Below are 19,951 nucleotides of genomic sequence, written 5' to 3'. Positions count from 1 at the left end.
CTACTCACTTAATGCCGCTCTTTTTACACGTTCAAATCTTTTACTAATTTGCGCATCTATATTTCCAGCTTCGCTTATGGCTATCACACCGCCTACGCTTACCGCACTATCTGAAATAATTTCTACATGTGCTAAACTTCCAAGTGCTTGAGACACTTCTCCGTGGTCTTTTGAATTTACCCTCAGAGTAATCTTAGAAGATGTTTGAAGCTCTTTTATCAACTCTTTTGCAAGAAGTATTGCTACTTTATGAGAGTTTTCACTTAATTCAACCTTGAGCACCTCTTTTGAGATATCAAGAGCCGCACCAATTAACTCCTCTTTTATCTTCTCAAGGGCACTCTCAAACTCTGTGGCATTTTTTTCTAATTTTTGAATTGAAGCGTTATATTGTGTCATTACGCTAGCTATGCTATTTTTATCATCTTTTAAAGCTTTTTCAACTCCAGCTTCTATCCCTAGTGCAAAAGAGTCCTCTTTAGTTTTTTGAAGCTCCTCTTTATGCTCTTGCGTCATATTTTCTAACTTCATTTGAAGTTTTATAAAATTTGATGACATCTCATCTGTCTTGTTTAAAAGAGACTCTATTAAAGAGTCTTTAGAACTTTGTGTCATTGAACTTGAGTCAACTTCTCGCTCTTTAATAGATTCGTTATTATCCACAAAAGAGTCATTTGCAAAAACATTACTCTGTGGAATTTCTGTGTTTAGCTCTTCTGTAACCGATAAAACTTTAAAATTATATTTATCAACTTTATGTCGATTAATTTTCTCGCTACTAATTATATTAGTCACGTTATTCCACCATCTCTTCGGATGAAGTTCCTAACTGAATAGTTCCTGCTTCTGCAAGACCATTTACTATCTCAACAATTCTTCTTTGAGCACCCTCAACATCTTTCATTTTGACAGCCCCCATGAACTGCATCTCTTCTTCAAATGCCTCTTTTGCTCGCTCACTCATTGCACTAAAGAATTTCTGTTTTAAGTCTTCAGGAGCACTCTTTAAACCTAGCATTAAATCTGGTTTATCAATAGCTTTTAATATCTCAGTAATTGCATTCTTATCAAGTTTTGCAATATCTTCAAACGTAAACATCATCTCTTTAATTTGATTTGACATCTCTTCATCACGCTCTTCAATTTTAGCTAATGTCTCTTTAGAAGCTTTTGCACCAAGACGGTTAAAGATATCTGCAACAGCGCGAGGTCCACCAACTTCAACTTTATATGAAGCAAGAGATTCAAGTTTAGACTCGAGCACCGCAGAGACTCTTTTAATAACTGAAGGGGAGATGTCTCCGAGTTTTGCCATTCTCATTGAGACTTCACTTCTAAGATCATCAGGGAAGAAATGCAGCGTATCAGCAGCCTCAGTTGCATCCATATGAGCCATAATAAGTGCAATTGTTTGAGGATGTTCGTTTATTATAAAATCTGAGAGTTGTTGTGGTTTAATCTTTGAAAGATATGCAAAATTTTGTGTCTCTTGCATACTTTTTGATAGTTTTTCAAGAATTTTCTTAGCCTCTTCTGGACCTAATGTTCTATATAAAAGTTCTCTTGCATACTCTAATCCACCTGCAGTAATAAACTGCCCCGACTGAAATATTGCATAAAATTCCTCTAAAATAGCAGTAGCGACACTCTTTTCTACACTCTTATTAGTAGCGATATGTTTTGACACTTCTGTAATTGCGTCAATACTCATATTAGAAAATATGGCTGCTGTTGCATCTTCACCCATCTGCATAAGTAAAATTGCTACCTTTTGCCCCATACTCATCTCATCAAATTTTGCTTGTTGTGTAGGATTTAAAGTCATCTGCTTCTCCTTATACTTCTATTTTGTCGTTACGTCAGATTCTTCTGTAAGAAGTGCTTGAAGAACATGTGCTACTGCTTCAGGAGATTCATCGGTCATGCTCTTAATTTTTTCAAGAAGAACATCATATTTTAATTCATCTTCATTAAAATGATTTCCAACACCTAACTGCTCTTCAACTTTTTTACGCATTGATTGAACTTTTTCAACCAAATCTTCATCTTCATCATCTTCTATATCTAAAATAGGTTTACCGATGTCATCCTCTTCTTTTGATATTTCAAGCATTCTTTGCGCAAATGGAGAGATAACTTTTTTATAAAGAATAAGAAGTAACAGAAGTACAAAAATATACTTAAATAGCTCAGAAAATGGTGCTAAATATGTTTGTGAGAATGAAACAACTTGGTTAACTCTCTCTTTACTAGGGTCACTATCTGCTCTTTTAAACTGAAGATTTTGAACGCTTATTTGATCGCCTCTATCTTCACTAATACCTATTGAGCGACTAACAAGCGCTCTAAGAGCCTCTAAATCACTCTCTGAGAGAGCTTCATACTCTAGCTCGCTGGTTGGTTTTCCATCAGCATCACTCTTATAGTTGTATTTTCCATCAACAACGACAGCAGCAGTAACTCTTTTAATACGAGCAAATTCACTTTTTGTAGTTGATACAGTTTTTCCAACTTCATAATTTGTAGTTCCTGTATTTTTTTCATATTTTTCAATTGTTTTATTACTTGCAAGACCTTCTACTGGACCGATGTTACTAACAGTTCCAGGAACCCCACCGACTTCAGCAGGAGCAGAACCATCACGTTTCTCTTCACTAAGCTGCTCACTTCTTACAACGTTTTCTGGATCATATACCTCTGAAGTAGAATTTTGAATAGAAAAATCAAACTCTATTGTCACTTGAGCAACAACTTTTTGCTCTCCGCCAACAAAAGGAGAGACAACTTCTATAATTTTTCTCTGCTTCTTTTTCTCCTCTTTTGTCTTAAAGTTCTGTTGTACCGAAGACAATTCACCCATTTGAGCCATTTCATCATCATCGCCTAATGTTTCGCCGTCATTATCTATTAACATGACATTTGATGCACTAAGATTTGGAACTGCCGCTGAGACTAAATTTTTAATACCTCTAATCTGCTTTGAGGAGAGTTTTCTGCCCTCAATCAGTGTAATCATAACAGAGGCTGTTGGTTCTCCTTGCTTCTCAACAAATAGTGTCTCTTTTGGAAGAGCCAAACTAACACTTGCGCTCTCTATTGGAGCAAGCGAGTTGATTGTTCTTGATAGCTCACCCTCAATAGCACGCAGATATTTCACATTTTGATCAAAACTAGTAGCTCCAAACTCCTGTTTATCAAAAAGCTCAAATCCAACACCACTGTTTTTTGGAATCCCCAAAGAAGCTATTGCGATGCGCTCTTTATAAACTGCATTTTTTGGAACTTTGATAATATTGTTGTCTAATATCTCATAAGGTATATTGTCTTTTTCTAGCTGTTCTATGACTTTTGCAGCATCTTCTGAGCTAAGAGAGTCAAAAAGAGTCTCGTATTTACTTAGGGCATCTCTCTTTTCTGTATATACTACAAGAAAAACTATAAATGCTACAATACCTACAACTGCCCCACTTATAATAAGCTTCTGTTGTTTTGTAAGCTTATCGTAGAGGGTGGCTAGTTGTGAAAAAAGTACCTTAAAATCCATTAACTTCCCGTTTTTATACTATAAAAATTTTATTACTAATTTAAAAAAACGACTGTTTTGCTCTTGTGTACCAATAGTGACTCTAATTGCGTTCATGTTATAACTGCTTAAGTCTCTTACAATCATACCATTTTGCAGTAGCTGACTCGCTATTTTTGTAGAATTTTGATTAGAACCAAGAGATAATGTGACAAAATTTGTATAACTGTTTATTATATCTATTTTTTGCTCTTTTGCAAACTCTTCATAGCGTTTCATCTGCTCTAGATTAAGAGCTGTACTTTTTTGTACAAACTCCTCATCACTAAGCGCTACTGTTGCTGCTTCAAGGGAGAGAGTAGTGATGTTAAAAGGCGGTCTTAGCTTATAAAGCTCTTTGATTATTTTTGCTTCTGATATACCATAACCTACTCTCATTCCACCAAGGCCATAAGCTTTTGAAAATGTTCCAAGATAGATAACATTTGAGTGTTTTTGAATAAGCTCTTTAACATTTATCTCTTTTTTTGCATCTTTGACTATTGCATACTCCATGTAAGCTGCATCTACTACAACTAAAGTATCATTATCTATTTTTTCTAAAAAGTTATATATTTTTTGCGCATCAAGTGCATCACCAGTTGGATTGTTTGGTGTGCAAATAAATATAATCTCTGGCTTTTCTTGCTTGTAAAGCTCATAAAATTCATCTAAATCATGCTCTTGCGAAGATGTTCTTATAACATCGGCACCTACATGTTTAGAGTAAATTTCATACATAGCAAACGTTATGCTGTTCATCAAAATCTTTGAACCACTATGCGCTTTTGCATGAATTAAGAACTCTATTACTTGATCACTTCCTGAGCCAATTATTACATTTTCGCTATCAACATTATATCTCTTGCTAAGTGCATTTTTTAAGCTTATCATTGAGTCATCTGGGTACAACGACATCTTTGTTAAAATTTTGCCAACTGCATCAATTACTTTAGGCGAACATCCAAGTGGATTCTCGTTAGATGCTAGTTTTACTATATCTTGAGGCTCAATTCCATACTCTCTTACAACAAGTTCTATAGGCTTTCCTGCTTCATACGTTTTTATATTTTGCAAATGTTTATTAAACTTCAATCTCTTCTCCTTTTACATAGCTTCCAAGCCATGTTACCTCTTCTTTATGTTTTTGTAGTACTTTTTGAAACTTTTCATCATCAACATGACCATAAAAATCTATAAAAAACCAGTACTCAAAACCACCTTTCTCTTTTGATGGACGAGACTCTATTTTAGAGAGATTTATACTCTCGTGCTCAAAATCTTGTAAGAAATGCACAAGAGAGCCAGCCTTTACAGAGTCTTTTAATCTTACCAATATAGAGGTTTTATCATCATAGCTCTTCTCATTTTTAAAGTCACTTAGTATAAAAAATCTAGTTTGAGAGCCAATGCTATCTTCTACATGATCAAACATCGTTGGAACGTTATACAATTTTGCTGCTATATGGCTACAAATTGCCGCAGCACTATCATCTTTTGAAGCTAGTATTGCTGCTTTTGCGGTAGATTCTACTGGAATAAGCTCAACATTAGATAAGTTGTGTTCTTGCAAAAACTCTCTGCATTGCCCAAAGCCTTTATCTCTTGAGTAAATTTTAGTGATATCTGATATTTTTTTTGCTTTTGTTACAAATGACATGTGAATTGGCATATACAGTTCTGCGACTATTTTTACAGAGCTCTTAGCTAAGAGATCAAGCGTTTCGCCGACAACTCCATCTCTTGAGTTCTCAATTGGAACTACTCCAAACTTTGCTCTCTTAGTCTCTAACTCTTTAAAAACATGAGAGATAGATCTCATTGGCATATAGTCGCTCATAGCCCCAAAACGGCTCTCTGCTGCTTGATGAGTAAAGCTCCCCTCAGGTCCTAAATATGCTATACGCTCTGGCAACTCTAAATTTCTAGAGACTGCAAATATCTCTAAAAATATAGCTTCTATTGCATCTTGATTTAAGAGTCCCTTATCATTTACGCTTTGTAATGTCAGGCGCTCAATTATGGCTTTTTCTCGCTCTGGTCTATATATAGCGCTTTTGGAATCTTTTTTTATCTCTCCAACACGCTTAACAACAACCATTCTCTGATTTAAAAGCTCCAATATTTTATTATCAATTGCATCAATCCCATCTCTACACTCTTCTAAAGTTTTCATATTTTCTCCAAAATCTCTTGCATGTCGGCATAGACATAGTCAGGTTTTAACTCTGGCTTTAAAAAAGGGACTATCTCATCGGCACTCTTATATTTTCCGCTTGTTACAAATATAGTCTTCATCCCAAGTTCTTTAGCCCCTCCTAAATCTCCCTTAACATCATCACTTATAATTGTTACGTCACTAAACTTAACACCACTTTTTTGTTTACACAGCAGCATCAAAGCTTCGCTGTAAAAAGCCTCACTTGGCTTTCCAACAACTGTGTATGAAGTAGAAGTTGCAAATTCAAGAAGTTTTAAAATAGCGCCAACACCTGGATATCTTTTAGAATTTTTTGCATAAATAGATGTTTCGTGCATTCCAACTAACGATGCGCCCGCCAATATAAAGTCTATTATTTGGGCAAACTCTTCAGATGTATAATTTTCTTTAATTGAGATTAACACTGTCTTTGGATTTTTATAATTAAATATATACCCCATCTTCTTTAGCACATCTAAAAACTCATCTGCGCCATAAGGAGCAACTGCACTTTTTTCTACATGTGATTCAAGAAGCATAAGCGGATCAAGATATGAAGAGAACTCTATATTAAACCCTTTAGCTTTTAAGAAGTTAAAAAAATCAATAGGAGCTTTTTTTGTGCTGTTTGTAATAATCATATAAGGAATTTTTCTCTTATTTAGTTCATCAATAAACTCTCTACTTCCACGAACAGGGGACTTGTCACTGTCGCTAATAAGAGTGCCTTGTACATCAATAAAATACATCTTAATTGTCCAAATACTCTTTTTCTAATGCTATCAAATCCTCAAACTCTTCACGTTTGCGAATAAGTTTAACCTCTTTGCCTTTTATCGCCACCTCAGCACTTCTTCCTCTTGTGTTATAGTTACTTCCCATACCAAAGCCATACGCTCCAGCACTGTGAATTACCAAGAGATCGTTATGCTCTAGAGTTGGAAGCAAGTACCCTTTTGCAAAAAAATCACCACTTTCACAAACTGGTCCTACAACATCTGCTTCACTAAGTTTTGTCAAACTCTCAGTAATTGCTTCTATTTTATGGTACGCTTTATATAAACTTGGTCTCAATAAATCGTTCATACCGCCATCAACTACAACAAATCTTTTATCGCCATTTCTTTTTTCATAAAGAACTTTAGTTAAAAAATATCCGCCATTTGCAGTTAAAAATCTTCCTGGTTCACAAATAACTGTTAAATCTAAACCTTTTAGAGTTGATAAAATAGCTTGTGCATAATCATATGGAGTTATCGTTGTCTCATCTTTGTATTTTACTCCGAGACCTCCGCCTATATCGAAAAACTTTAGCTCTATTTTTATATTTTGAAGTGAACGCACTAAATCAGCTACAATCTCTGCCGACTCATATATAGGCTTCAGTTCTGTAAGCTGTGAACCTATATGAAAGTGGATACCTACTGGGTCTAAATACTCAGAGTTATTTGCCTTTATGTACATTCTCTTAGCAGTATCTATCTCTACTCCAAACTTGTTATCGTGAAGCCCTGTTGATATATAAGGGTGAGTTTGTGGGTCTATGTTTGGATTTACTCTGATGCTTATTCTACATTTTGCACCAAGTTCTTTTGCTATAAGCTCTACACGGCCAAGCTCTGCCTCACTCTCTACGTTAATATATAAAATATCTAACTTAATAGCTTGAGTAATCTCATCATCACTCTTTCCGACTCCAGAGAAAATGATTTTGTAGTTAGGTACTCCCGCTAAAACGGCACGATATACCTCACCAATAGAGACACAATCAGCTCCACTTCCTAAAGTAGCAAAATGTTTAATAACACTAAGATTTGAGTTTGATTTTATAGCAAATGCCATAATAGATTTTCTACCCTTAAAAGCGCTTTTTAACTCTTCATATTGTGCACTCATATAGTCTAAATCATAGACATACAAAGGTGTTTTATAAGTGGCTGCTAGTTCTTTAAAATTTATCATAAACATCCCAAATATTTTTTAATGAATTTTATCTAAAAAGTACTTATATTTTTGTTATGAGAGAGTGTGCGGAGCAAAATTATCTACTGCGTTAGTCGCTTATTGGTGATGTGCGATATTTTATCCACTGCCTTAATGCAAATAGAAAAAGCAGTAAATTTGGTAAAACTATACCGAGTTCGCTTGGTATAGTTTTGTGATTTGAGAGTTCTACTAGCGAAAATAGAAATGCCCAAATCATCAAAGAGGAGATAATTGCTGCAAAACTAAATAGAGAAACATTTAAAAATCTCACACTAACTGGAACAAAAAAGAAAATAATAACTACTAAGCTAGGAACAAAAAATGGATATACAAATATTTTATAAAGAGCACTCTTTACTATGTTGGTATTAATATTTTGATCCCTCAAGAGCCAATAAGCGTCTATTGCATCTTTTATAGAAAAATTCACTTTACCTTCATAAACTTGATCAAGCATCTTTGGACGAAATCCTTGAAGAATCTCTAAATTATCTTTCTGAGTTACTTTTATACCTAAAGAATCAAAACTTATATCGTCTGGTTTTGTGATAATATCAGCCATTTTTATCAACCATGCATCATTTCTATAGCTTGCCCTCTTAGCTACTAGGACCTCTTTTAAGGAGTTGTCAACAAAACTAAATACACGTATATTCTCAGCGCTCTCTTGCAGCGGCAACAACTTTGAAAAATAGACAAATTTATCTTTGTATGTAAAAAAGAGGTCTCTTGTTGGGCTTAAATACTGGGCATTTTTACGAATATTTTTTGCAAACTCATCTGCTCTTGCAAAATTTGAGATAGAGTGCAAAGAGATAAAAAGAGTAATCATAGCAGTAGCAACAACAACAAAAGGCTTTAATATATCTATCCTTGAATAACCAAGTGAGTAGAATGAAACTAGCGCATTTGAGCGGATAAGAAAGATTTTTGTACTAATCATGGCAAATATTAAAGAGAGAGGCAGAAGCATATCGATGGCATAAAATGTTTTGTAAACTACATAAATAAGAAATAAATTTGCTGAAATATCAAGCTTTTCAGTATTTCCCATGTAGTCGAATCCAACCAAAAAAAGAACTAACGCTAACAAAATGATAATAAAATATCTAATGTAATGAAAAGTGATATATTTAAAAACAAGCATTAATTCAGATCCAAGTAGAGAAGTTTAATGCTATTTTAGCGGAAAATTTTTAATTGTATATTTAGAACTAACGTCTTCTAGGGTATTTGTCAAAAGAGCCTCAATTGCCTTACATGTAAAGGTAATAAACTCATCTAAATGCGCTTGTTCATCTTTTGTAAAATTACTCAAAACATAAGAGGCAACTTCACCTTTATGCTCAGGTTTGCCTATGCCCATTCGCACTCTTATATACTCTTTGGAGATGTGCTCATCAGTTGATCTAAGACCGTTATGTCCGCCGTGTCCGCCACCTTTTTTAAAACGCAGAGTGCCAAATGGAAGATCTAAATCATCATGTATTACAACGACTTCATCAATTTTATAGAATTGTTTAACATCTCTAATTGCAGAGCCTGATAGATTCATAAAAGTAAGTGGTTTTAATAAAAAATGATTTGAAAATTTAAAAAGTGTTCCATCAAATGATGAGGAGATTTTTTGAGCGTTTTGTTTTTTTACTAACTCATCTATAACCATAAAGCCTATGTTATGTCGAGTGCGCTCATAGTTCGCTCCAGGATTACCCAGACCGACTATTAGCATAACTTACTTAGCTTTGATTACGCTTAGTACAGATACACGATCAGCATCTGTGAACGTTACATTAGCTATTTTCGCTATATCACGTACCATTTTAGCGTCACCAACATCCATTTTAGTAACATCAACAACTATGCTGTTTGGAGTATTTTCAATAGTAGCTTTTACTCTTAAACGAGGCTTTGAAATATGAATAAGACCTTTGTTTTTAAGACCAATTGCATCACCTTCTGTAACAACAGGCACATGATAGTGTGTTACTACATTTGGTTGTGCTACCATTAAATCTACATGTAAAAGTTTACCTGTAACTGGGTGTGCTTCATAAGCTTGAACAACAACATTCATCTCTTTTGAATCTACTTTGATAGGAAAAGACAGAGTCTCTTTATTACGAACAGTACGGATATACTCATTCTCTTTGAATGCAGCATGTAGGTTTTGTAACCCTTTTCCGTAAATGTTTGCAATTAGATATCCATCGCGGCGAAGTGCTTTCGTGCCTTTTTTGCCAATACTCTCTCTAATGATGCCTTCTAACATATTAAATCCTTAATAAAAATGTCCGCAATTATATCTCTTTAAGCTTTAATTGCCGTTAAAAAAATCTATTTTTAATTAAAAACATCATCCTCTGCAAAACTATATTTATCGGTTTTTTCTATTTTGCTTCACTCATAACGATTTTAATATATCTTCAAAGGCATCTTTGAAAGATTGTAATCCATCCTCTATCTGTTTATCCAAAATAGCATCAAAATCTATACCTAAAAATTTTATAGCCTCAAAATGCTCTCTTATCTTCTCGCTAGATATTGGAAGCGAAGCAATTTTAGACCCATTTGCATGAAATGCTTTTATAGTATCTACTGGAGCTGTATTTATGCTGTTATATGCTAAAAGTCCCTCAATGTAGTAGTGAGGCGGGAGTGAATCATCCTTTACGCCAGTGCTTGCAAAAAGTACTCTGCACCCCTCAACATCGAGTCTCTGGACTGCCTCATATATCTCTGCACTGTTATATATTCCGCTAAGCGCTCTTTTTATCTTAGCTTTTGCAAGTATCTCATCTAAGGCTCTATCGATTCGGCTTACAAAAACACTTATAACTGTATCAACTGAAGACCCAAACTCTTTAACTCCCTCGCTAAAAGCTTTTGCACATGAGAGTGCTTGCTCTTTTTTAAAAATAAGCGTTGCATTTACTGGTATTCCTTTTGATGTAAGAGAGCGCATTGCAATGTAACCAGCTTCAGTTGCTGGAATTTTTATCATCACGTTTGCTCTGCCTATGCTTTTGTAGAGTCTCTTTCCCTCTTTTATCGTTGCATCAGCGTCATCACAAAGAAACGGATCTACCTCTATGCTAACATAACCATCATCGCCTGCATCATAAAGAGGTTTTAGTATATCTGCTGCTTTTTGTATATCATAGACAGCTACTGCCTCATATTTCTCTTTTGGACTAAGTGCTTTGAGGCTAAGGAGTTGCTCTTTATAAGCGCTTGAACTAAGTATCGCATTTTTAAATATGGCAGGGTTTGAAGTAGCTCCATTAATTATTTTTTTATCTATTAACTCTTTAAACTCATTATCCAAATAGTCTCTTTCTATAAAATCCGCCCACAGGGAGAACTTTAAATCTTTTAAATACATGTACAAACCTCTCTTAATTTTAATAAATTATATCTCAAACTTCTCATTTTTATCACTTTATATTTTTTGGGATTTTAATAATAAATGTTGAGCCAACACTAGAAGTTTGAACATCTATCTCTCCATTAAACTGTTTTTCTACAATCATTTTACTCATATAAAGCCCCAAACCTGTACCATTTTTTCCCTTAGTGCTATAGTATGGTTCAAAAAGATGCGACATATGTTCATCATCTATACCTCCAGCATTATCAGTTATTAAGAGAGAGATATTTTCATCATCATCTGTCGCGTCCATAATAATAGAAGGATTTTTAGGCTTTACTTCATTATGTGCGTCTATTGCATTATTTAAAATATTAAGAATAACCTGAATTAACTCATTTATATATACAGTAATAGATATTTTAATCTCTTTATTTATTGATATCTTTATATCATTATCTTGAACTCTTGATTGCGAAAAATTCACTGCTCTTTGAAAAAGCTCATGAATTTCAATAGTATCCATTTTTTTATTTGGACAAAAATATGTTTGGAAATCATCAATGGTATCAGAGAGATAAATTATAGTATTGCTAATATTTGTTAGCGCATCATCGACATCTCTACATCTTCTCTCTTTATCGAGCATATGTTTTAGTTGTAAATTTGCAATTTGAAGAGTTATGTTAGAGAGCGGTTGCCTCCACTGATGAGCTATCATGCTTATCATCTCACCCATAACCGCTTGCTTTGACTGTAGTTCTAAAATTTGATCTTTTTTTCTAAGTTCTTCTAGTTTTTGCTCAACTTTAATCCCTAGAGATTCATTTAGCTTTATTAGCTCCGTTGTTTTGTCTTTTACCTGTCTCTCAAGTTCTGAATTAAAGTTTTTAAGCATATTTTGTTGCTCAAGTATTGTGTTCTTTGCTTCATCAATCTTTTTTTTATAAAAATAGATAATTATGCTAACAACAGCCAAAACAAAAGAGAGATATGTAACTTGATACATAGAGTAATTAGTAGATACAAAACCCTGCAGAGGTGCAATAATTAACATAACAAGCATAAATCCTAACCAATAAAGAGCGTGTATAGTTTTTTGAAAGTACAGAAGAATAATTGGGTAGGTAAAAATCCAAAGATGTTTTAAATCACTAGGCTCACCAACATAAATAAGAAATAGAAATAAAAAAGTGTACTGCAAAGTCATAGTAATTGCAAAAAATTCAAAAAAATTACGATACATCCTAAGTGCAAAAAACATCATAATATTAGTACATAAAAGAGCCAACTCAAGAGGAATAAATCCATCTGTCCCTCTTATATAATTCCCAATAATCCCATAAACAAGCCCACTTGCAGAGAGTAAAATACCAATATTTATCATCTGATATCTGTTTTTCAACTCACACTCAGACTCATCAAAAAACCATCCGCTTGTAAAAAACCCATTAATCTTAAACATCTATAACCCCTTGTTTTACGGCAGATAAACTTTATCTAACATCTCATTATACTCACTCTTTACATCGCTATCAAGTGTAATTCCGCCGCCACTTTTATACATGTAACCATCTTTGGTTTTTTGCACAAAACGAATCATAACAGCACTATCAAGCACCTCTCCATCATATACTCCAAAAACACCGCTAAAATAACCTCTCTCATACCCTTCAACTAGATGGATTATCTCAAGAGTACTCTTCTTTGGCGCTCCGCTTATGCTTCCAGCTGGAAGAAGTGATTTTAAAATATCCCCTATTTTGCTATGCCAATCATCTCCAACATCACCGCTTATATGTGAGCTTACATGTAGAAGTTTTTTCTCTCCAGCTTCTATCTTTGTTATATATCTAAACTTTTCAACTTTTACATTTTTGGCAACCATAGAGAGATCGTTTCTAAGCAAATCAACAACCATAACATGTTCCGCCATCTCTTTTTTATCTTCTAAAATTATCTCTTTTGCATTTAAGATTGAAGCGTCAATTGTGCCTTTCATAGGAAATGTCGAGATTTTATAGTCTTTTATAGAGATAAATTTCTCAGGAGAAAAGCAGACAAACTTATCTTTGTATCTTAATTTATAGGGAGCATTTGCCGCACTATATATCTCTTGGAGTGTTAATGGTGTTTTTATATATGTAGGCTGGGTGAGGTTTAAAAGATATGTCTCTCCATCTTTTATCTTCTCTATCACAAAATCAAACTTCTCTTTGTATGTCTCAAAAGATACACCATCTTTTTGTAAAAAATCTTCGTGAACTTTTAGTTTATACTCTTCATTTATCTCAAACTCTACATCGTTTTGTTTAAGTTTATCTAGAGGCAAAAGAGCTATATTTTGAGCTTTAAAATCAACTATAAATAAAAAAGGCTCTCTTTTAGACCCAAGAGAGTTTATATCCTCAAACGTCATAAATTAATTTTTTTAGCACTGCCATTCTTATTGCAACACCATTTGCTACCTGCTCTAAAACCTTACATCTTTTATCCGCTAAGAGCGCGTCACAAATATCTATATTTCTATGAACAGGACCTGGATGAAGAATGATTATATCTCTATCGCCAACAACTTCACTTGTTATACAAAAATCACTCGCATAATCTTTTAGTGAAGCATAAGTTTGAGAAGAGTGTCTCTCTGTTTGTGTTCTAAGGCTCATGATAGCATCTACTTCATCAATAATATCTTCTAAATAGTGCGTTGTTCTCAAATCACTCTGAGGCAAAAACTGAGGCGGGGCAACTAAAATAACCTCCATTTTAAATCTGCTAAGAAGCTCTATGTTTGAGTTTGCAACTCTTGAGTTTTTAATATCACCCACAATTGCTATCTTTTTCCCCTCAAGATTTTTAAAATGTTTTTTTAGTGTAAAGAGATCTAAGAGCGCTTGTGTTGGGTGTGCATGAGCGCCATCTCCTGCATTTATGATTGAGGCTTTTGTATGGTTTGAGAGAATTTTAGCAACACCTGAGTTTTGATGTCTGACAATGATTGCGTGTGGACCCATCGCATCAAGGTTCATAGCGGTATCAACCAGCGTTTCGCCTTTTTTCGTAGAACTGTTTGCAACATCAAGATGGACTATCTCAGCGCCAAGTCTTTTTGCCGCTATCTCAAAAGAGCTTCTTGTTCTTGTTGAGTTTTCAAAAAAGAGTGTTATTATGATTTTGTCTCTTAAAATTCTATCAAATCTGCCATCACTAAAAAGTTCTGCATCTGCTAAAATAGACTCTATCTCTTGGGTTGTAAAATCATCTGTGCGAATTAAATGTTTCATATCACTCTTTTTTTAAAATTTTATATTTCTCGAAAAAACTTGTTTTTTCGTAGCTTTAGGGGATTGTAGGGACTTCAGTCCCTGTCGCTAAAACGGACTTGTTCGTTTTAGCGTTTAACATCAGATAGATTATACAAGACATCACATATTTTTTCAATATCTTTGTCCACTTTAAACACCTTAAAATCTGTTTTCAAAAAATATGGTTCTGAAATTTTGTCAAAATTGTCATCCTTATTTTTACAGTTAAAAGCAACTACATGTAGTATCTCTTTTGCCTCCAACGCCCCTTTGCTAAGTAGTGTATCATTTATACAACCAAGTGAGCAGTGCGTAACCAATAACGCTACGGCATCAAGTTTTTTAAGCAAATCTATCATCATATATTTATCATCTATGGGAACATAAAGCCCACCAGCTCCCTCAATGATTACAATATCACAAGAAGCTTCCATCTCTTCAATCTTGATTTTGATTTTTCTTAAATCAAGAGGTGTGTTATTTGACGCTACAAACGGAGCTGCTGCCAACTCGTATGTAATTGGAACTATATCTTCAACCTCTAAAGACCATAGCTTTGGATTAAGCTCTTTAACATATTGCAGTAACTCCTCACCATCATCTGCATATCCATCCACAACGCCTGTTTCTATGGGCTTAATAACACCAACTAGAAGCCCACGAGATGCGAACTCTTTTAAAAGAAGTTTTGTTGTGTATGTTTTTCCTATATCAGTGTTTGTAGCTGTTATAAAAATTCGTTTTTTCATTATTTACCTGTATATTATTACTTAAGTTTATCTATTTTCTAAAGTTATAATTATTCCTTATTTGATACAATCATTTATTATTTAAAGGTTGATAAATGGATTATTTTGAAGAGTATTGTACCAAATTTGTTCAGAGTGTAGGGAGTAAGGATGGAGCAGTCTCTCCAACTATAGTAAATTCGGCATCTTTTGCCTATGAAACGCCAGAGATTGCGGAGGGCATTTTTAACGGAAGCATTAAAAAACCGCTATATTCAAGAATGGGAAACCCAACAACTTCCAAGCTCGAATCTATTATGGCGGAGATGGATGATGGAGTAGGAGCAATTGCAACAAGCTCAGGAATGGGAGCCATAGCACTTGCTGTAATGTCGCTTTTAACATGTAAAGATGAGATTATAAGTATTGGCGGACTCTTCGGTGGAACTTACTCATTTTTTAGTGAAACCCTAAGTCGTTTTGGAGTTAAAACACATTTTTTTGATGTGGATGAGTTGGAAAATATTAAAAATGCTGTAAATGAAAATACTAAAATAATATTTCTAGAGAGCGTCGGAAATCCTAACATGAGACTTCCAGATATCAAAAAAATAGCTGCTATAGCAAATGAGTGCGGTGTTGCTCTAATGGTTGACAACACAATAACTCCACTAAGCATCTTACCGTTAAAACTTGGCGCCGATATATGCATCTACTCTACAACCAAAATTATCTCAGGAAATTCATCAGCACTTGGCGGATGTGTAGTATTTAGAGCAATAAAAGAGAAAGATGATAAATTTAAAACTCCAAGATATAAAGAGTTGGAAAAATTCATAAAAAATATGGGGAAAATGGCACTTGTTGTAAATGCCAAAAAAAGAGCTATGAGAGATTTCGGAATGAGCGCTAATGCACACTCAAGTTACCTAACCATGCTTGGGCTTGAAACTCTTGCACTACGAATGGATAGAATCGTAAAAAGTGTAGAAACAGTTGCGAAAGAACTTCATAAAAACGGATTGAACATAAATCATCCCTGCTTAGATACACATCCGCACCATCAAAGATATTTAAGTGATTTTCCAAATGGCTGTGGAACACTTTTAACTATAGATATGCTCACAAAAGAGAGAGCATTTGCATTTTTAAACAAAACCAAAATAGCTACAATAACAGCTAATATTGGCGACAGCAGAACTTTAGCTTTACACATGTCATCAACTATATACAGTGATTTTGACGAAAAAACAAAAAACTTCTTAGGCATAACAGATGGTTTAATCAGAGTATCAATAGGACTTGAAAACCCAAAAGATATTATTGAAGACTTCTTAATATCTGCAAAATAGAGTTTTTAACGCTAAACAAAATACAAACTTTATCCACAAGATAAAGTTTGCTAGAGAGTTGATAAAAAACTTTGCATTCAAAATAATCTAAAAGAAAAATATCTTAATAAAAATTCCACTAAAAAAACCTATGAAGATGGGATTAAAGAAATATATGCGGATTTTTCCACAATTGTCTCAATTTAGTTATAATTTTTAACTATTAAAGGTAATTATTATGAGGAAAATATGGCAACAAATATCGATTTAGAAACTAAAGAGAAGGTGAAGATAAAGTACCCAAAAAAGTATAAAGTGCTTCTCTTAAATGATGACTATACCTCTATGGAGTTTGTTATAGATATTTTAATAACTATATTTCATAAAAATTACGAACAGGCGCATCAAATAATGCTTGAGATACATAAAAAAACAAAAGGAATCTGCGGAATATATACTTATGAAATTGCAGAGACAAAAGTTATGCAGGTACACAAAAAAGCTAGAGACAATGGCTTTGCACTAAGAGCAACAATGGAGGAGGAGTAATGATTAGCTACTCACTTAATGAAGTTTTTCAAAAAGCGATTCTTTATGCAAAAGGATTGCGTCATGAATATATAACTATAGAACATCTCTTTTATCAGCTCTTAAACTCTTCTGAGGGAGCAAAGATTATCTTTACATGTGGCGGTGATGTTGAAGAGATGAGAGAGGTTATAAAAAAATACATAGACACAAACAGCCAAACTCTTCCGCCAAACATAAGCGAAGAGCCTTTTGAGAGTGTTGCACTATCAAGACTAATTGACAATATGATAAAACATATACAAAGTTCAAATCAACAAAGTGCTGATATAGCAGATTTATTAGTTGCCATTTATGATGAAGTAAACTCTTTTGCCTATATTCTTTTAACTGAATACAAAATATCAAGACTTGATATCCTAGAAGTTATCTCAACTCTTGATGAGAAAGAGACAACTAAAGAGAGTGAGTCATACCTGCAAAAATATGCGATTAATCTTCTTAAAAAAGCAAAAGATGGCAAAATAGACCCTGTCATTGGCAGAGATGATGAGATACAAAGAGTAACTCAGATTCTTTGCCGCAGAAAAAAGAACAATCCAATTTTAGTTGGAGAAGCTGGTGTTGGCAAAACTGCAATTGCAGAGGGTTTAGCCCTTAATATTGTTGCAAAAAAAGTACCTCTTATCATACAAAACTCTCAACTTTTTGCACTAGACTTAGGGGCAATGCTCGCTGGGACAAAATATAGAGGCGATTTTGAAAAACGTTTAAAAGGCATTATGGATGAGTTAAAAGGCATTCCTAATGCAATTTTATTTATAGATGAAATTCACACACTCATAGGGGCTGGTTCAACGAGCGGCTCTATGGATGCAGCAAATCAGTTAAAACCTGCTCTTGCTTCTGGAGAGTTAAAGTGCATGGGTGCAACAACATTTGCAGAGTATCGAAATGGTTTTGAAAAAGACAAAGCACTTAGTAGAAGATTCTCTAAAATCGATATAAATGAACCCTCACTTGAGACAAGCTACAAAATTTTAAAAGGGTTAAAGAGTAAATATGAGGCTCATCACAATGTTACATATACAGACAATGCCCTAAAATCAGCAGTTGAATTATCAAAAAGATACATAACTGATAAATTTCTACCAGACAAAGCGATAGATCTCATAGACGAGTGTGCAGCATCATTTCATCTGAAAAAAGTAAAAAGAAGAGTAGTCTCATCAACTGACATCCAAAACACTCTCTCTAAGATAGTTGGCATCTCAAACCAAAAAGTTTCTAAAGATGAGACGCTTTCTCTTATAAATCTACAAGAGAGTTTAAAACAAAGAGTCATAGGACAAGATAAGGCTGTTGAAGAGGTAACAAAAGCTATTAAAATCTCAAAAGCAGGGTTAACGCCTGAGGGTAAACCAATAGCATCATTTCTTTTCTCAGGTCCAACAGGAGTTGGTAAAACAGAATTAGCACTAAGTCTAAGTGAAATTCTAGGCGTAAATTTTGAGAGATTTGATATGAGTGAATATATGGAAAAACACGCTCTGAGCCGCCTTATAGGAGCACCTCCAGGATATGTTGGATATGAACAAGGTGGACTCTTAACAGAGGCTATAAAGAAGCATCCATACAGTGTCTTGCTACTAGATGAGATAGAAAAAGCGCATCCAGACTTAGTAAATATACTGCTTCAAATCATGGATAATGCTACTCTAACTGACAATAATGGATACAAAGCAAACTTTCAAAATGTTATATTAATAATGACATCAAACGTTGGTGCAACAGCTAGAAGCGTTATGGGATTTAACAAAGACTCTTCTTTGGCAAAAAATGAGGAGTTAAAACTCTTTTTCACGCCAGAATTTAGAAATAGGTTAAGTGCAATAGTAGAGTTTAATCAGTTAGATATAGAGATAGTAAAAAACATTGTGAAGAAATTTATAGCCGAGTTAAATGCAGAACTCAAAAAAAAGAAAATAGCTATAACATTATCACCAAAAGCTATGGATTTCATCGCTAGTGAGTCTTACTCACCTGAGATGGGTGCTAGACCGATAAAAAGATATATCCAAAACAATATTACAGAGCAGCTAAGCGATGAAATTCTTTTTGGAAAACTTAAAAATGGTGGAACCGTAAATGTCTCATTTAACAAAAAAATTATCTTAAAGTTTAAAGAGTTAGATTGATTCCAAAACTTCTAAAACATGAGTTAACTTTCCCTCATCCAAACGATGCAACTGAAGATGGCATAGTTGCTTGGGGAGGTGATTTAAATCCATCAAGACTTATCCGCGCATATCAAAATGGGATATTTCCATGGTATGGTAAAAATGACCCCATTATTTGGTGGTCGCCAAATCCCAGACTTATTATGGAACTTGATGATTTTAAACTAAGTCGCTCTCTTAGAAAAAGTATGAAAAAATTTGAATATAGATTTGATACTAATTTTATAAACGTTATGAAAAATTGCCAAAATATAAAAAGAGTTAAACAAGATGGAACGTGGATACAAGATGAAATCATAGAAGCTTATAGTGTGCTTCATGATATGGGCATAGCTCATAGCGTTGAGAGCTATCTTGATGGAGAACTTGTTGGTGGACTATATGGAGTTGCAGTTGGTGGTCTCTTTTGCGGAGAATCAATGTTTACCCTCGTAAATGATGCTTCAAAAAGTGCTTATGCAGTTTTAATTAATCATCTAAAAATATGGGGATATGATTTTATAGATGCCCAAGTGCCAACCGAGCACCTAAAAAATCTAGGTGCCAAAGAAGTAAGCAGAGACTATTTTTTAGATAGACTTCACAAAGTAAATATGAATATAATTAATCATAAATGGGAATTACTACATGTAAATACCTAATAAAATTAAAATCAACGAAGTGCTTTAGCAAAAAGAATTAAAGAATTAAAGAATTAAAGA

19 protein-coding genes are annotated in these 19,951 nt (G+C 34.1%); 4 read left to right on the top strand and 15 right to left on the bottom strand.

Annotation, left to right across the window (positions count from 1 at the left end; all coding sequences use genetic code 11):
- From fliH to bioD, 15 genes are all read right to left on the bottom strand, one after another.
- Entirely contained in the window at positions 1-795 is a 795-nt protein-coding gene (gene fliH / locus SUDEN_RS02485; protein WP_011372109.1) for a flagellar assembly protein FliH, read from the bottom strand.
- Position 796: 1 nt separating this feature from the next.
- Complete coding sequence (gene fliG, locus SUDEN_RS02480; protein WP_011372108.1) at positions 797-1,825, bottom strand: flagellar motor switch protein FliG; 1,029 nt, start codon at positions 1,823-1,825, stop codon at positions 797-799.
- 18 nt (positions 1,826-1,843) lie between these two features.
- Entirely contained in the window at positions 1,844-3,544 is a 1,701-nt protein-coding gene (fliF, locus tag SUDEN_RS02475; protein ID WP_011372107.1) for a flagellar basal-body MS-ring/collar protein FliF, read from the bottom strand.
- Between the two features lie 18 nt (positions 3,545-3,562).
- Complete coding sequence (gene hisC / locus SUDEN_RS02470; RefSeq protein ID WP_011372106.1) at positions 3,563-4,657, bottom strand: histidinol-phosphate transaminase; 1,095 nt, start codon at positions 4,655-4,657, stop codon at positions 3,563-3,565.
- Positions 4,647-5,738 (bottom strand): prephenate dehydratase, encoded by a 1,092-nt coding sequence (gene pheA, locus SUDEN_RS02465; RefSeq protein WP_011372105.1) that lies wholly within the window; start codon positions 5,736-5,738, stop codon positions 4,647-4,649. The genes hisC and pheA overlap by 11 nt, the downstream gene beginning before the upstream one ends.
- Positions 5,735-6,511 carry an HAD-IIA family hydrolase gene (locus tag SUDEN_RS02460; RefSeq protein WP_011372104.1) on the bottom strand — a complete coding sequence of 259 codons (777 nt, stop codon included), beginning with the start codon at positions 6,509-6,511 and terminating at the stop codon, positions 5,735-5,737. Before SUDEN_RS02460 ends, pheA begins: the two co-directional genes overlap by 4 nt.
- A 1-nt stretch (position 6,512) precedes the next feature.
- Positions 6,513-7,724 (bottom strand): diaminopimelate decarboxylase, encoded by a 1,212-nt coding sequence (gene lysA / locus SUDEN_RS02455; protein ID WP_011372103.1) that lies wholly within the window; start codon positions 7,722-7,724, stop codon positions 6,513-6,515.
- Positions 7,725-7,815: 91 nt separating this feature from the next.
- Complete coding sequence (locus SUDEN_RS02450; RefSeq protein WP_011372102.1) at positions 7,816-8,895, bottom strand: LptF/LptG family permease; 1,080 nt, start codon at positions 8,893-8,895, stop codon at positions 7,816-7,818.
- A gap of 30 nt (positions 8,896-8,925) precedes the next feature.
- Entirely contained in the window at positions 8,926-9,480 is a 555-nt protein-coding gene (gene pth, locus SUDEN_RS02445) for an aminoacyl-tRNA hydrolase (RefSeq protein ID WP_011372101.1), read from the bottom strand.
- Between the two features lie 3 nt (positions 9,481-9,483).
- A complete protein-coding gene (locus SUDEN_RS02440) occupies positions 9,484-10,020 on the bottom strand; it encodes a 50S ribosomal protein L25/general stress protein Ctc (protein ID WP_011372100.1) in 537 nt (178 codons plus the stop codon).
- A 132-nt stretch (positions 10,021-10,152) separates the two neighbouring features.
- A complete protein-coding gene (locus SUDEN_RS02435; RefSeq protein ID WP_011372099.1) occupies positions 10,153-11,133 on the bottom strand; it encodes a transaldolase in 981 nt (326 codons plus the stop codon).
- Positions 11,134-11,185: 52 nt separating this feature from the next.
- A complete protein-coding gene (locus SUDEN_RS02430) occupies positions 11,186-12,583 on the bottom strand; it encodes a sensor histidine kinase (protein WP_011372098.1) in 1,398 nt (465 codons plus the stop codon).
- 15 nt (positions 12,584-12,598) lie between these two features.
- Positions 12,599-13,537: an aminodeoxychorismate synthase component I gene (locus tag SUDEN_RS02425; protein ID WP_011372097.1), complete on the bottom strand. Its 939-nt coding sequence runs from the start codon at positions 13,535-13,537 to the stop codon at positions 12,599-12,601.
- On the bottom strand, positions 13,527-14,402 hold the full coding sequence (locus SUDEN_RS02420; protein ID WP_011372096.1) for an aspartate carbamoyltransferase catalytic subunit: 876 nt from the start codon (positions 14,400-14,402) through the stop codon (positions 13,527-13,529). Before SUDEN_RS02420 ends, SUDEN_RS02425 begins: the two co-directional genes overlap by 11 nt.
- A 107-nt stretch (positions 14,403-14,509) precedes the next feature.
- On the bottom strand, positions 14,510-15,172 hold the full coding sequence (gene bioD, locus SUDEN_RS02415; protein ID WP_011372095.1) for a dethiobiotin synthase: 663 nt from the start codon (positions 15,170-15,172) through the stop codon (positions 14,510-14,512).
- A gap of 95 nt (positions 15,173-15,267) precedes the next feature.
- Between bioD and SUDEN_RS02410 the strand changes: the two genes are divergently transcribed.
- The 4 genes from SUDEN_RS02410 (at position 15,268) to aat (ending at position 19,891) form a co-directional block, all read left to right on the top strand.
- Entirely contained in the window at positions 15,268-16,503 is a 1,236-nt protein-coding gene (locus SUDEN_RS02410) for an aminotransferase class I/II-fold pyridoxal phosphate-dependent enzyme (RefSeq protein WP_011372094.1), read from the top strand.
- Between the two features lie 228 nt (positions 16,504-16,731).
- Entirely contained in the window at positions 16,732-17,031 is a 300-nt protein-coding gene (gene clpS, locus SUDEN_RS02405; RefSeq protein WP_011372093.1) for an ATP-dependent Clp protease adapter ClpS, read from the top strand.
- Positions 17,031-19,208: an ATP-dependent Clp protease ATP-binding subunit ClpA gene (gene clpA / locus SUDEN_RS02400; protein ID WP_011372092.1), complete on the top strand. Its 2,178-nt coding sequence runs from the start codon at positions 17,031-17,033 to the stop codon at positions 19,206-19,208. The genes clpS and clpA overlap by 1 nt, the downstream gene beginning before the upstream one ends.
- Positions 19,205-19,891 (top strand): leucyl/phenylalanyl-tRNA--protein transferase, encoded by a 687-nt coding sequence (aat, locus tag SUDEN_RS02395; protein WP_011372091.1) that lies wholly within the window; start codon positions 19,205-19,207, stop codon positions 19,889-19,891. Before clpA ends, aat begins: the two co-directional genes overlap by 4 nt.
- The last annotated feature ends 60 nt before the right edge of the window (positions 19,892-19,951 follow it).

This window comes from Sulfurimonas denitrificans DSM 1251 (assembly GCF_000012965.1).
GTDB lineage: Bacteria > Campylobacterota > Campylobacteria > Campylobacterales > Sulfurimonadaceae > Sulfurimonas > Sulfurimonas denitrificans.
The sequence above is the reverse complement of the archived record's forward strand: the minus strand, read 5'-3'. Positions and strand labels throughout refer to the sequence as shown.